Below are 13,443 nucleotides of genomic sequence, written 5' to 3' on the forward strand. Positions count from 1 at the left end.
GACATCTGTCTTGTTAGGAAAGCTCATGTCCGTCATCGTGACTCGCGTTGTCCACGCCAGTGTCGTGCTCGACTTCGACGGTGCCAGAATCCTCACCGATCCGTGGTTGTCCGAACGCCGCTTCTACTACCAGGGCGAGCCGCGCAGCATCGCCACCGCCGTCGATCTCCCGGAGTTGGCGGGCATCGTGATCAGCCACGCCCACTACGATCACTGCGATCTGGGGGCGCTGCGGAGCTACCCGGACAAGAATGTGCCGTTCGCCGTCGTGCGTGGCCTCGCAAAACAGGTGCGGTCGGCTGGTTTTCACAATGTCGTCGAGTTGGATCCTTGGCAGACAACGCATCTCGGCCCAGTGGAGGTGACCGCCACGCCCGCTAGCCATGGCGTCCCCGAGGTCACCTTCATACTGCGCGCCGACGGCCACAGTATCTTCTTCGGCGCGGACACCCTCCGCATCGCCGAACTGGACGAAATCACCGATCACTTCAAGGATTTGGATTTGGCGTTACTGCCCATCAACGGCCTGCGCATCCGACCCGCGTTCAACCATCAGGTCGTCATGGACGCCACCGAAGCCGCCGACCTCACCCGCGCCCTACACCCTCGGCTCGCCGTCCCCATCCACTACGCCTTCACAAGCGGCACTCTCGGCGACCGACTGATGACCAAATCCACCCGCAACCGCCCCGACCTCTACCGCGATGCCACTGCCGCCCTGGCCCCGGACACCACCGTTCATATTCTCAGCCCCGGCCAACCCCTCCCCCTCTGAATGACCGCCCGCCCATCTGTTGCCCCACCGACCTATCCCCTTCATCGAACGGTGCACGCGCAGACAACCGACGAGGGGCAGCCACTGCCGATCCACATCCGCTCACCCGATTCATGTTCGAGCAGCCCCGTACAACCGACAGAACAGGAGCCCAACCAAGCATCCGGCGGACGAGTCCGCTGCCCGGTTGGAACCGGCTAGGCGTCCGCCGACGGAGACGCTTTCGGTCTTGTCCACGAACGAATTCGCCTGGGAGTCCCCGCGCGAATGGATACCCTTGGCGCGCAGCCGGATTCCCAGGCGAATATGACAGCTCAGCCGAAACGAATTCGCCTGGGAATCCCCGCGCGAACGGATACCGTTGGCGCGCAGTCGGATTCCCAGGCGAATATGACAGGTTCAGCCGAGCAGGTGCCAGTCCTCGAGGCCGTTGTAGAGCGGCAGGTCCCGAGCGAGCTTGGTGACGCGGGCACGCAAGGTGTCGACGTTGGAGCCCCCGGCCAGTGCGGTGGCGATGATGTCGGCGACCTCGGTGAATTCGGCATCGCCGAAGCCGCGGGTGGCCAGGGCGGCGGTGCCGATGCGCAGGCCGGAGGTGACCATCGGCGGGCGCGGGTCGAACGGAACGGCGTTGCGGTTCACCGTGATTCCGATTTCGTGCAGCAGATCCTCACCCTGCTGACCGTCGATCTCGGAATTGCGCAGGTCGACGAGCACCAGGTGCACATCGGTGCCGCCGGTGAGGACGCTGATGCCCTTGTCCTTGACATCGGCGCCGCCGAGTCGCTCGGCCAGAATCTTGGCACCGGAGAGGGTGCGCTCCTGGCGCTCCTTGAATTCGGCACTCGCCGCGATCTTGAACGCGACGGCCTTGGCGGCGATCACATGCATGAGCGGGCCACCCTGCTGACCGGGGAACACCGAGCTGTTGAGCTTCTTGGCGTACTCCTGCTTGGCCAGGATCAGCCCGGAGCGCGGACCGCCCAGGGTCTTGTGCACGGTGGAGGACACCACATCGGCGTAGGGCACCGGCGAGGGATGCAGACCCGCCGCGACCAGCCCCGCGAAGTGCGCCATATCGACCCACAGCTTCGCGCCGACCTCATCGGCGATCTCCCGGAACGCCGCGAAGTCCTGGTGCCGGGGGTAGGCCGACCAGCCCGCGACGATCACCTTCGGGCGCGAGCTGAGCGCGGTCTTGCGCAGCTCCTCCATATCAATGCGGTGGTCTTCCTTGCTGACCCCGTAGGAGTGCACCTCGTAGAGCTTGCCGGAGAAGTTCAGCCGCATGCCGTGGGTGAGGTGGCCGCCGTGCGCGAGGTCGAGGCCGAGCAGCCGGTCGCCCGGCTCCATCAGCGCCATCAGCACCGCGGCATTGGCCTGTGCGCCGGAATGCGGCTGCGCATTGGCGAATTCGGCGCCGAAGAGTTCCTTGGCGCGGTCGCGGGCCAGGGTCTCGACAACGTCGACATGCTCGCAGCCACCGTAGTAGCGACGGCCCGGATAACCCTCGGCGTACTTATTGGTGAGCACGCTGCCCTGCGCCTGCAGCACCGCGCGCGGCACGAAGTTCTCCGAGGCGATCATCTCGAGGGTGTCGCGTTCGCGGGCGAGTTCGCCTGCCATCGCGGCAGCGAGCTCGGGATCGAGCTCACCGAGGGATTGGGTATTGACAGAGGCGGTCGTCTGCGTCACCTGGCCGAGTCTATTGTCCGGCCGCGCCGCACCGATCAGGGGGTTCTGTGTGTCGGTATGCATCGCAACCTCCGTGGTCCGGGTGCCCCGGAGTGCGCACCCCGAGGCCCATGAGCCCGGCACCCAGGCGCGCGGTGCGGGGCGAGGGTGCTTCCCGGTGGTTGCTTCCACCTCGAGTGCGCCAGTCGCGGTCCCATCATCTTATCCGTGGGTCGGTGACGGGCCGATACCTCGAGCCCCGGGTACGGCGGACCGCAACAAGGCGGTGAGGTGCAGTTGCGCATCGTCGAGCGGCCGGGTGGATTTCAGCGCCCGCGATTGGATGACGGCGCCCTCCAGCGCACTGATGACGAATCCGGCCAGCGAACGCGCGTCCTCGGCGGGTAAGCCCTTGTCGCACAAGGCGTTCGCGAGTCGGTCGGTCCAGTCGGTCAAGACAGTGCCCGCGGCGGCCTGTACCCGCGGTTCGGATTCGGCGAGTGCGGCACCGACGATCGGACATCCCGTGGAGAACGCGGACTTTTCGAGCGTGCGCCGCCACCAGCCGATGAGCGCCGCGATCCACTGCTCGGCGGTTCCGGAGCCGGTGATCTTGTCGGTCACCGCGACCAGACGCGCGCCCGCCGTCTTGGTCGCGACCTCGACCAGCTCGCTCTTACCGGATGGAAAGTGCTGGTAGAGCGAGTTACGGGAGGCATGACTGCGTTCGAGCAGCGTGGCGAGCCCGGCGGCGTGCACGCCCTGTTCGCGCACCAGCTCGATGGCGCTCTCGATCAGCCGGTCGCGCGGACCCAAGGTCACCGCCATCCTCCTTGCTCATGCTTGCATGAACCGATCGGTCCATGCTGCAATCATGACAGATGTGGACCAATCGGTTCACCGAAAGGACGGGATTCATGAGAGAGCGAAAAATCGACACAGCCGCCCGGGCGGTCATGGCGAAGCCGAGCGCCAGCGAGGCGCAGTCATGAGCGCACCGACCGACCTGTCGCAGCTGTCGGGACTCGAACTGCTGCGTATCGCGATGACAACCGACTCGCGGCCGCCGTTCATCGGCGATCTGCTCGGCCTGGAAGTCGAAGAACTCGAATTCGGCAAGGCGGTCTTCGCGCTGCGAACCCGGCCCGATTTCGCCAACCCGCTCGGCACCACACACGGCGGAATCTGCGCCACCCTGCTCGACTCGGTTATGGGCTGCGCGGTGCACACCACGCTCGATGCCGGTGTGGGCTACACCACGCTGGAACTGAAGATCAACTACATCCGCGCGGTACCCACCGACGGCCGCCGCCTGATCGCGACCGGCACCACCATCCACGTCGGCCGCACCACCGCGACCGCCGAGGGTCGCGTTGTGGACGACCAGGGCAAGTTGGTCGCACACGGCACCACGACCTGCGTCATCTTCCGCTCGAAGGAGCACAGCCATGACTCAACGCAGCACAGCAGCAGCCGCACGCAAGTTCCGTCGTGAACGGCTCGTCGGGCGCTATCTCGTCAACCCCACTGTCGGACTGCTGGATCGAATCGGTATCCGCTCCTCGATGATCGCCGAGTTGGAGACCATCGGCGCCAAATCCGGACAGCCGCGCCGCGTGCCGGTCACCGTCTCCATCGATGACGATGGCGCATGGCTGATCTCCCAGCACGGCCATCGCGCGGGTTGGGCCCGCAATATCGCCGCGAATCCGCAGGTCCGGCTGCGTCAGGGCAAGCGCTGGCACACCGGCACCGCGGCCTTCGTCCCCGATGACGATGTGATCGCCCGCGCCCGGTCCTTCGCCAAGGGCCACGCCGCCGAATCGGCCACAGCCTGGACGATCAAGGCACTGGAATCCGACCCGATCTCGGTCCGTATCACGTTTACCGCAGCCTGAGGATGCCTCTCACGCTCGCCGAGCGGGGGCGCGCGATAGACGTAGTCTCCAAGTGCACGCCCGTTGTGGCGACGGCAGCCCTGTGTACTGGGTGCGCGGGCCCAAGGAGAGCGTTCGGCTGCGGCGATCGCTTCCGGAAGAAGCCGCAGGTCGACCGTGCCTCTTGTGCAAGGCTATTGGAGGTAGACCGGCGTTAACGCCACGGCCTGCGCCACCGGTTTCACTGGCGAGATTGTCCACGCCACGACCCCGAGGACGCGCCATGCTGAACCCGATCTCGATCCCCACGTCCCCGCTCGATGCCCTCCTGCGCACCTTCTCCCAGTTGATCTGCACCATCTCCAGTGGCGGCTGCGCGGTCATCCAGTAATCACATGGCGCGAAGGGCCCCGGGGGTGAGGGGTTCGTCGAGCAGGCGGCGGAAACGGTCGGCGCGGTCGTCGGCGTCGACGGCGCGGTCCAGCCAGCTGCCGAGCAGGCGGTAGCCCTCGACGTAGGTGCTGATGTAGGCGCGCCACAGGGGTGAGGACAGGAAGCGCAGCGATTGGCGGGCGCGTTCCTGGGTGGTCAGGCCCCAGCGCTGCAGGAATTCGGCGACCTCGTCGGCGTCGCGGCGCTGGTCGTGCAACAGCAGTGCGGCGTCCTGCCTGACCCCGAGCAATTTGGCCGAAGCATTCGAAAGCTGTTCGGCGCGTTCACCTTCGAAACGCAGCCCTAGATCGGCGTAGATCTCCTGCGCCCACTTGCCCCAGCCTGGTCCGACGATCGAGCGCAGCGCCAAATCCGCCAGGCCCTCCGCCATCAGGCACTGCGGGGTATTCACCAGGAACAGCGTCTGCTCGGCCTGCCCATCGGCCACCAAACCGGCCTCCTTGCGGCAGTGCTCGGTGTGATGGCCGGGATAGGCCTCATGCGCGATGAGGCCGGGCAGATGCGCCATATGCTGTTTGAGATCGGAGTTGATCGCCACCCGGGAGTGATAGTTGCCCAGGTAATAATTGAACCCGGACCAGGGCTTATCCCCCACCACCTCATAGGTGACGCGCTCATGGTCGGGCAGCGGATAACGCTCGCGCACCCGTTCCCGCAACGCGCTCGAGAACGCCTCGACGCATACGCTCAAGCGCTCCGGCGGAATCTCATCGGCCTTGCGGAAAGCGGTCACGCGCTCGGCGAGGGGGCCGTCACCGACCAGCACCTCGTCCATCTGGCGGTGCGCGTCGCGGTAGTCCTCGACATCGCCGGGCGCGATATCGACATCGAAGTACGCGCGTACCTCGTCGACGAACCCGATATCGTCGCCCGCGAACTTACGACCGGAGCATTCCAGCGCGCGCAGGTGCACATCGAGGAATTCCGTCCGCTGCCCTGACAATCCGGCCGCGGGTAGTTCCGCACGCAAAGCTGCCGCCCGACGCGCCAACTCGCGCGGTTCGGGAGCGGGCGCGTTCTCCACCTCGCGACGCAGCGCCGGATCACCGGTATATGCGTCGACGAAACCTTCCTCCAGCCGGTCGAATGCCAAACCGAGCCGCAGGTACTCGGTCACGAGGGGATGCGCTTCCATGTCCGCCGACATTAGCCGCTGACGGCCATGTCATCGACCGGTCACCACCCCCTATCGGCACCCCGCGTTTCCCACGATGTTGACGCAGAGCAGAATTCGCCTATGCGAGAGCTGGACCGAATCTCATACAGTCGGCGCGCGACGTATGCGTGTTTGTCCGAACGGAGTGTCGGGTAAGTGGCACGAATGAGCGAGCCGAGTCCCTATGTGGAATTCGACCGGAAACAGTGGCGGACGCTGCGTAAATCGACTCCTCTGGTGCTCACCGAGGAAGAACTGATCGGTCTTCGCGGCCTCGGCGAACAGATCGATCTGGAAGAGGTCGCCGAGGTCTACCTCCCGCTCGCTCGCCTCATCCACCTGCAGGTCGCCGCACGTCAGCGGCTGTTCGCCGCGACCGCGACCTTTCTCGGGGAGACCCATCCCGATCAGCAGGTGCCATTCGTCATCGGTGTCGCGGGCAGCGTCGCGGTCGGAAAATCCACCACTGCCCGTGTACTACAGGCGCTGCTCGCGCGGTGGGATCACCATCCGCGTGTGGATTTGGTCACAACCGACGGATTCCTATATCCGACCGCGGAACTGACTCGCCGCGGCCTCATGCACCGCAAGGGTTTTCCGGAAAGTTACGACCGCCGCAAACTACTGCGCTTCGTCACCGAAGTGAAATCCGGTGCGGCCGAAGTATGTGCGCCGGTGTATTCACATATCTCCTACGACATCGTGCCGGGCAAGTTCCACTGCGTGACTCAACCCGACATTCTCATCGTGGAGGGTCTCAATGTGCTGCAGACCGGTCCGCGGTTGATGGTCTCGGATCTGTTCGACTTCTCGATCTACGTCGACGCGCGCATCGAGGACATCGAGAACTGGTACGTGCAACGGTTTCTCACACTGCGCGAGACCGCCTTCGCGGATCCGAACGCGCATTTCCACCACTACGCGGGCTTCACCGACGACCAGGCGACGGCCGCGGCGAAGGAGATCTGGAACTCCACCAACCGCCCCAATCTGGTGGACAACATTCTGCCCACCCGGCCGCGCGCGACACTGGTGCTGCGCAAGGACGGCGACCACAGCATCAACCGGCTGCGGTTGCGCAAGCTCTAACCGAAGCGACTGCTTGCAGGTCGCTCGAAGGGCTCACAGCCGCCAGGCCGCGTCCAATCGGGCGGCGACGTCGATATCGCGTACCGCGGCGATATGCGGTTTGCGGATTTCGGTCGCGATATAGCGCGCCACGAAACGTCTGATCTCGTGATCGACGCTGGCCAGGATGCGCAGCAACTGTCCGCGTTTGGTGGCGGTGGCCACATTGATCCGGACATCGCTCGGGCGCGGTTCGGCGATATCGATGATGACGCGCAGCGGTTCGGCCGTCCGCACGCTCAGGTGCAGGTGAATATTGCCGTCGATGTGGAAGCGGTGCCGGTCGACGGCGAGATCGAGCAGCAGATCGACATCGAGCGGGATGACGAGTTCGAAGGAGATGACCTCGTCGACGAACCGTTGCAGCTTCGGCTCCCCGAGTCGTACCTGCGCGGCGACCTTCGCCAACTTGGCCGGCCCGACACCGATCGGGCCGAAATCGAAGCCGGCACCGGTCAACTGGTCGAACGCACCGGAGATGCGCTGCTCCGAGGCCGCGTATTCCAGAAAGCGCCGACCGAATTCCTCATACCCGATATAGGACATGTCCCCATCCACTCACCGCGGGTTCACTTTTCGGCCCCAACCCGGATCGCCGAAACGACCACAACGGAGCGAGTCTTACGAGCGAGGAGTTCGCGGCCAAAGACCCAGCAAATTAAACACCGAAGCGGCGGTGTCGAGCGGCGTAGTCGCGCAAGGCGCGCAGGAAATCCACCCGCCGGAATTCCGGCCAGTACGCCTCGGTGAACCATATTTCCGAGTATGCGCTCTGCCACAGCAGAAATCCGGAGAGCCGCTGCTCACCGGAGGTTCGGATGACCAGATCGGGATCCGGCTGACCGGAGGTGTAGAGGTGCTGGCCGATGGAGTTCACCGATATCGACTGCACCAGATCCTCGCCGGTCTCCCCCGCCGCGATCTCCTGGCGGACCAGCTTGCGGACCGCATCCGCGATCTCCTGCCGACCGCCATAGCCGACCGCGACGTTCACATGCACACCGTCGCGTCCGCTGGTGCGTTCTGCCGCGGTGCGCAGTCGCTTGGCGACCAGTTCCGGGAAGCCGTCGAGCGTGCCGACGATGCGCACACTCCAGTTCTGTTCCGGTGCGGACAGCTCCTCGACGACATCGGTGATCACTTCGAACAGGGTCTCCAGTTCGTCGGGATCGCGCTGCAAATTCTCGGTGGACAGCAGATAGACGGTCACCATCTCGATGCCCTCGTCCGCACACCAGCCGACCAGTTCGGCGATTTTCAGCGCGCCGACCCGATGTCCGTGGCTCACATCGGTGAAACCGTTTTCTCTGGCCCAGCGCCGATTACCATCGCACATCACCGCGACGTGCCGAGGATGTTGTTTGCCGGCCAGCTGCTTGGACAGCCGCGCCTCGTAGATGCGGTATGGCAAACCACGCACCTGACTCGGAAGCTCCACGGCGACCAACCCTACGCCTCAGCGGCGCGATCTCGGCATCGACTGTGTTCGACTACGGTGTTCGCGGAACCTCAAAACTTACGGTACCGTAGGTTACCGACGGGTATCACTAGGAGGTAACTCGTGTCCGAAATGGTCGGCGCGACCGATGCGACACCGGTGGCGATCCCGGGCACATCAGCACTGCTCAAACCGCGGATGCGCGGGTGGATTCACACCTGGGCGGTCGGCATCGCGGCAATCGCGGTGCTCGTATTGGTCTGGAAAGCCGCGAGCGTCTCAGCGACGGCAGGCTGGTCCACTCTGGTCTACGGGTGCACCGTCTGTGGATTGTTCGGCATCAGCGCCGTCTACCACCGCGTGACCTGGGCCACCGTGAAGGCACGCATTCAGATGAAGCGTGCCGATCATTCGATGATCTTTCTGTTCATCGCAGGCAGCTATACGCCATTCGCATTACTCGGCCTACCCGGACGGACCGGACAGATACTGCTGCTGGTGGTATGGCTGGGCGCGCTGGCCGGGGTGGCATTGAAACTCTTGTGGCCGACCGCTCCCCGCTGGGTCGGAGTACCGCTGTATCTGCTGCTGGGTTGGGCGATCGTGCCGGTGGCCGGACAGCTCAATACAAATATCGGCATCGCACCACTGATCCTGTTGCTCATCGGCGGCCTGGTCTACAGCGGCGGCGCGATTCTCTACGCGACCAAATGGCCGAACCCGTGGCCTCTTGTCTTCGGCCACCACGAGTTCTTCCATGCCGCGACCGTGCTCGCCGCCCTCTGCCACTACGCCGCGATCTGGTTGGTCGTGCTGCGCTGAGAGCGTCTGGGCATCCCCTTATTGACCGGGCACCCCGGACACAGCATGCCCGGGCCTAACCTGGCCGGCCAGCCGGAACATCGCGGATATGCCGAATTGCCCTTTGCGGCAATAGAGTTGGGGACGGATCCAGAAGATGGCGGGGCGATATGGCACAGCAGACGATCGAGACCGGTAGAAAGCAGGCCGTGAGCGAGCGGGGGATCGGCTACCGCTGGGGCGTTGCGATCGCGCAGCATCGGCGGGTCGTCGTCGTGGTGTGGTTGGTGCTGATCGCCGCGTGCGCGGTCGCCTACCCGCAGCTCAACGGTCGCCTGGAGGCGATGGAGTTCCATGCCGACAAGGCGGAATCGACGCGGATCACGGAACTGCTCGCCGCGCACTATCCCGATCTGGGAGCCGAACAGGTTGCACTGGTCTTCGATTCCGAGCAGCGGACCGTCGATGATCCGGCCTATCGGGCGATCGTGGAGCGGGCGGTAGCGGATCTGCGTGGAGTGCCCGGGGTGCGGGTCGCGATGGGTCCGTTCCAAGGGGATCAGAAGTCACAGATCTCGGTGAGCAGGCATGCGGCGCTCGCGGTCATCGGAATCGACGGCTCGATTCCGGTGCGGGCGGAGTTGGCCGGTGAGCTGCAGGAACGTGCGCGACGGTTTTCCGCTGACGGGGTGACCGTTGGGCTCACCGGCTTTTCACCGGTGCTGCGGGATCTCATGGAAATCGAGGTGACCGATTCCGGGCAGGCCGAGGCGCTGGGCCTGCCGGTGGCATTCGTGCTGCTCATCCTCGCGCTCGGCACGGTGGTCGCGGCATTGGTACCGGTCATGGTGGCGTTGAGCGGGCTCTTGCTCGCGTTCGGCGGACTGTTTCTGCTGTCGCATGTGATGGCGACCAGTTCGTTGTTGCTCGCGGTCGCGACGATGATCGGCACCGGCATCGGGCTGGACTATGCGATGTTCGTGGTCAGCCGGTTCCGTGAAGAGCTCGCGAAGCCGGGCGGCAGTTCCGCGGCCGGTGTGGCGCATGCCTGCGGGATCGCGATCGCCACGGCGGGCAAGACGATCGTCGCCTCGGGTTTCATCGTGATGATCTCGCTGTGCTCGCTGATTGTGGTGCGCGCACCGGTGTTCCGCGGCATCGCGGTCGGCGTCGCGATCGCGGTGGTGGCAACGCTGATGGTGGCGCTCACACTGCTGCCCGCGGTGCTGGCAATGCTCGGGCCCCGGGTGAATCGCGGCGCGCTGCCCGCGCGGTGGCAGCCGTTGGAGACCCGGCCCGGATCGGATGCCGATCCGGCAAGCGGGCGCTGGGCGCGGTGGAGTCGGACCGTGATGGCGCGGCCGGTGATATTCGGTACCGCGGCCGTGCTAGTGCTGCTGGCGGCGGCCGCGCCGCTGACCGGAATTCGCTACGGCATGGATATGGGCACCGCGGCGATGGGCGACACCGCGTCCGGCAAGGCGAGCAAGGTCGCCTCGGAGAATTTCGCGCCCGGACTACTCGCGCCGATCACGATCGTGATCACCGGTTCCGGTGATACGCCGCTGCCTGCCGCGGCGAACGGCGAGGTGCAGAACTTCCTGACCGCACTGCGCTCGGATGAGCGCATCCAACAGGTGCTGCCGATCCAGCGAGACGGGCGCGTCTTCGCGATGGTGGTGGCCAAGACCGCATTCGATTCCACCGAGGCCGATCAACTCGTCCGGGAGATTCGCGACCGGGCCACCGCACTGCCTTCAGACGTGCTGGTCGGCGGTGCGACGGCGGAGTTCGCGGATATGTCCGACGAGATCACGGGGAAACTGCCACTGGTGGTCGCGCTGGTTCTATGCTGCTCGTTCGTGTTCCTCATTGCTGCCTTCCGCAGCATCGCGCTACCGATCAAGGCAATAGTGATGAATCTGCTGGCCACCGGCGCGGCCCTGGGCATCACCGTGGCGGTGTTCCAGTGGGGCGTCGCGGAGTCACTGCTCGGATTCCGCAGCACCGGATTCATTCAGGTATTCCTGCCGACCATGGTCTTCGCAATTCTGTTCGGGCTGTCGATGGACTACGAGGTGTTCCTGATCCGCCGGATCAAGGAATTCTGGGAGGACTCCCCGCGAACCGCGACCGATAACGAATACGCCGTGGCGGCCGGGCTCCAACACACGGCCCGCCCGATCAGCGCGGCGGCGGCGATCATGGTGGTGATCTTCGGCAGCTTCCTGACCGCGAGCGTGCTGGAGCTGAAGCAGATCGGGTTGGCGCTCGCGGTGGCCGTCGCGATCGATGCGGCGCTCGTGCGATTGGTCTTGGTGCCCGCGCTGATGAAGTTCTTCGGAACGTGGAACTGGTGGCTGCCCGCGTCGGGGGCGCCGGTGCGCGTCGGGGTTTCGGTGCGCAGGCAGGCGCCAGCGCAGGCTGGTTCCGCTCCGGATGTCAGGGCACCGTGATCACCAAGCTGGTTGTTTGGGCGCTGAAGGCGCGGTGGGGGTTGGCGGCGGTGGTGATCGCCGCGAATCTCGGTGGGCTCGCGGTGATCGTGACCGAGTTATGGCTCAGTGGATTTTTCGGCCGGATCGGGGATGACTGGCGGCGCATCATCGGGTTGGCGTCGATCTATCCGGTGGTGGGTTTCCTGGCCGGGGTCGGGCTCGCCGTGCGCGATCGGACCGTATATTTCGGGTGGCTCGATGACGGGCGCAAGCCCACCGCCGAGGAGGCGCGACGACTGCTGCGCCTACCGATCGCGATAACCACCCGCGCCCTGGCGATATGGCTGCCCGGCGTGATCGTGGCGGCCTCGATGCTCTCGCATCTATCCGCCCACAACAGTGCGGCGGTGACCACGGCGCTGTTCACCCTGGGCGCGCTGCAATCTGCCGGATTCACTTTCCTGATCGTCGACAGATTGATCCGTCCGACCATTCCGGTGGTGTCGAGGGTGCTCGGCCCCACCGCGCATTGGAGTTCCTCGGTGCTGATGCGAGTCGTGATGACCTGGGCGGTGGCGGGTGCGATGCCGCTGCTCATGCTGATCACGGTGCTCGCCGATCCGGCCTCCGGCGCACCGGACCGCGTCCGCGCCGCCATCTACCTCTCCATTGTCGGCATCGGATCCGGCGCGCTCGCTACCACGATCCTGGCCCGTTCGGTCGCGACCCCGATGCGCACGCTGCGCCGGGCGCTCGATCGGATTACCAGGGGCGAGTTCGACGTTCGGGTTCCCGTCGGCAGCACCAGCGAGATCGGGCGGCTGGAGAATTCGGTCAATGAACTCGCCGTCAATCTGCGTGAACGCGAGCGAATGCGGGATGTATTCGGTCGGCACGTCGGTGCGGAGGTCGCCGAGCGGGCATTGGCGGGCGCGAGTGTCGATCTCACCGGCGACGTGCGCGAGGTGTCGGCGCTGTTCGTCGATGTCACCGGATCCGTCGAGTTGTCCAGTGGTCTGACGCCGCACGATTTCGTAGCCAAACTCAATCGACTGCTCGCCATCGTGGTTGCGGCGACCGAGGAGAACAACGGGCTGGTCAACAAGTTCGAGGGCGATGCGGCACTGTGTATCTTCGGTGCGCCGATCGCATTGCGGGATAATGCGACACCCGCGCTGCGGGCAGCGCGGCGCATTCGCGACGAGGTCACGGCCACCGGCGAGCTCGATATCGGCATCGGCGTCGCACGCGGGCGGGTATTCGCGGGTGATATCGGCTCCGATACGCGGTTGGAGTACACGGTGATCGGCGATGCGGTCAATGAAGCGGCACGGCTCACCACCGAGGCGAAGGAGGTGCCGCGCCGAATCCTGGTAAGCGGTGCGGTCACCGAGGCCGCAGCCGAGCACGAGCGCGCGAAATGGGTTCTCTACGACAACATTTCGTTGCGCGGAATGCCCGAACCCACCGCGTGCTGGACCGATGCGGAGGCCGCTTCGACCCCTGATGGCGCGGAGCCCCCCAGCGATGCGGCAGCCATCAGTGGGATCACCGAAGTACGTACGGCAACCGACTCCGCTTCCCACGATCGCTGATCGCTGGACCGGGTGGCCTCGGCCGGATTCAGGGCGGCGCCTGCGCCGAGCCGTTCCCGGCGGGTCGTTCGGGCAATCGGCCGGAACAATCTCCGCCGCGATATCGGA

12 protein-coding genes and 1 riboswitch are annotated in these 13,443 nt (G+C 65.3%); of the genes, 7 read left to right on the forward strand and 5 right to left on the reverse strand.

Annotation, left to right across the window (positions count from 1 at the left end):
* The first annotated feature begins 25 nt into the window (after positions 1-25).
* The gene (locus ACIBG0_RS30190; protein WP_397037008.1) at positions 26-775 is read left to right on the forward strand and encodes an MBL fold metallo-hydrolase; all 750 of its coding nucleotides are present in this window, start codon (positions 26-28) and stop codon (positions 773-775) included.
* A gap of 399 nt (positions 776-1,174) precedes the next feature.
* Here the strand turns inward: ACIBG0_RS30190 and glyA are convergent, their stop codons facing one another.
* The gene (glyA, locus tag ACIBG0_RS30195; protein ID WP_397037242.1) at positions 1,175-2,470 is read right to left on the reverse strand and encodes a serine hydroxymethyltransferase; all 1,296 of its coding nucleotides are present in this window, start codon (positions 2,468-2,470) and stop codon (positions 1,175-1,177) included.
* Between the two features lie 114 nt (positions 2,471-2,584).
* Positions 2,585-2,669, reverse strand: a riboswitch (ZMP/ZTP riboswitch).
* A gap of 2 nt (positions 2,670-2,671) precedes the next feature.
* Entirely contained in the window at positions 2,672-3,271 is a 600-nt protein-coding gene (locus tag ACIBG0_RS30200; RefSeq protein WP_397037009.1) for a TetR/AcrR family transcriptional regulator, read from the reverse strand.
* Between the two features lie 166 nt (positions 3,272-3,437).
* Here ACIBG0_RS30200 and ACIBG0_RS30205 point away from each other — a divergent pair, with 166 nt between their 5' ends.
* Positions 3,438-3,944 carry a PaaI family thioesterase gene (locus tag ACIBG0_RS30205; protein ID WP_397037011.1) on the forward strand — a complete coding sequence of 169 codons (507 nt, stop codon included), beginning with the start codon at positions 3,438-3,440 and terminating at the stop codon, positions 3,942-3,944.
* Positions 3,898-4,347: a nitroreductase family deazaflavin-dependent oxidoreductase gene (locus ACIBG0_RS30210; protein ID WP_397037013.1), complete on the forward strand. Its 450-nt coding sequence runs from the start codon at positions 3,898-3,900 to the stop codon at positions 4,345-4,347. Before ACIBG0_RS30205 ends, ACIBG0_RS30210 begins: the two co-directional genes overlap by 47 nt.
* A gap of 370 nt (positions 4,348-4,717) precedes the next feature.
* Here the strand turns inward: ACIBG0_RS30210 and ACIBG0_RS30215 are convergent, their stop codons facing one another.
* Positions 4,718-5,914 (reverse strand): DUF885 domain-containing protein, encoded by a 1,197-nt coding sequence (locus ACIBG0_RS30215; RefSeq protein WP_397037015.1) that lies wholly within the window; start codon positions 5,912-5,914, stop codon positions 4,718-4,720.
* A gap of 177 nt (positions 5,915-6,091) precedes the next feature.
* On the opposite strand from ACIBG0_RS30215, the gene coaA reads away from it, so the two are divergent.
* Positions 6,092-7,024, forward strand: coding sequence for a type I pantothenate kinase (gene coaA, locus ACIBG0_RS30220; RefSeq protein ID WP_397037017.1), 933 nt, complete (start codon positions 6,092-6,094; stop codon positions 7,022-7,024).
* 33 nt (positions 7,025-7,057) lie between these two features.
* On the opposite strand, the gene ACIBG0_RS30225 is transcribed toward coaA, so the two are convergent.
* The gene (locus tag ACIBG0_RS30225) at positions 7,058-7,609 is read right to left on the reverse strand and encodes a hypothetical protein (protein ID WP_397037019.1); all 552 of its coding nucleotides are present in this window, start codon (positions 7,607-7,609) and stop codon (positions 7,058-7,060) included.
* 112 nt (positions 7,610-7,721) lie between these two features.
* The gene (locus ACIBG0_RS30230; protein WP_397037021.1) at positions 7,722-8,510 is read right to left on the reverse strand and encodes an isoprenyl transferase; all 789 of its coding nucleotides are present in this window, start codon (positions 8,508-8,510) and stop codon (positions 7,722-7,724) included.
* Between the two features lie 123 nt (positions 8,511-8,633).
* Here ACIBG0_RS30230 and ACIBG0_RS30235 point away from each other — a divergent pair, with 123 nt between their 5' ends.
* From ACIBG0_RS30235 to ACIBG0_RS30245, 3 genes are all read left to right on the forward strand, one after another.
* A complete protein-coding gene (locus tag ACIBG0_RS30235) occupies positions 8,634-9,323 on the forward strand; it encodes a hemolysin III family protein (protein WP_397037244.1) in 690 nt (229 codons plus the stop codon).
* A gap of 149 nt (positions 9,324-9,472) precedes the next feature.
* Positions 9,473-11,758 carry an MMPL family transporter gene (locus ACIBG0_RS30240; protein WP_397037023.1) on the forward strand — a complete coding sequence of 762 codons (2,286 nt, stop codon included), beginning with the start codon at positions 9,473-9,475 and terminating at the stop codon, positions 11,756-11,758.
* Positions 11,755-13,335: an adenylate/guanylate cyclase domain-containing protein gene (locus ACIBG0_RS30245; RefSeq protein ID WP_397037025.1), complete on the forward strand. Its 1,581-nt coding sequence runs from the start codon at positions 11,755-11,757 to the stop codon at positions 13,333-13,335. The genes ACIBG0_RS30240 and ACIBG0_RS30245 overlap by 4 nt, the downstream gene beginning before the upstream one ends.
* The last annotated feature ends 108 nt before the right edge of the window (positions 13,336-13,443 follow it).

The sequence above is a fragment of the Nocardia sp. NPDC050630 genome, assembly GCF_044457245.1.
Classification (GTDB): domain Bacteria; phylum Actinomycetota; class Actinomycetes; order Mycobacteriales; family Mycobacteriaceae; genus Nocardia.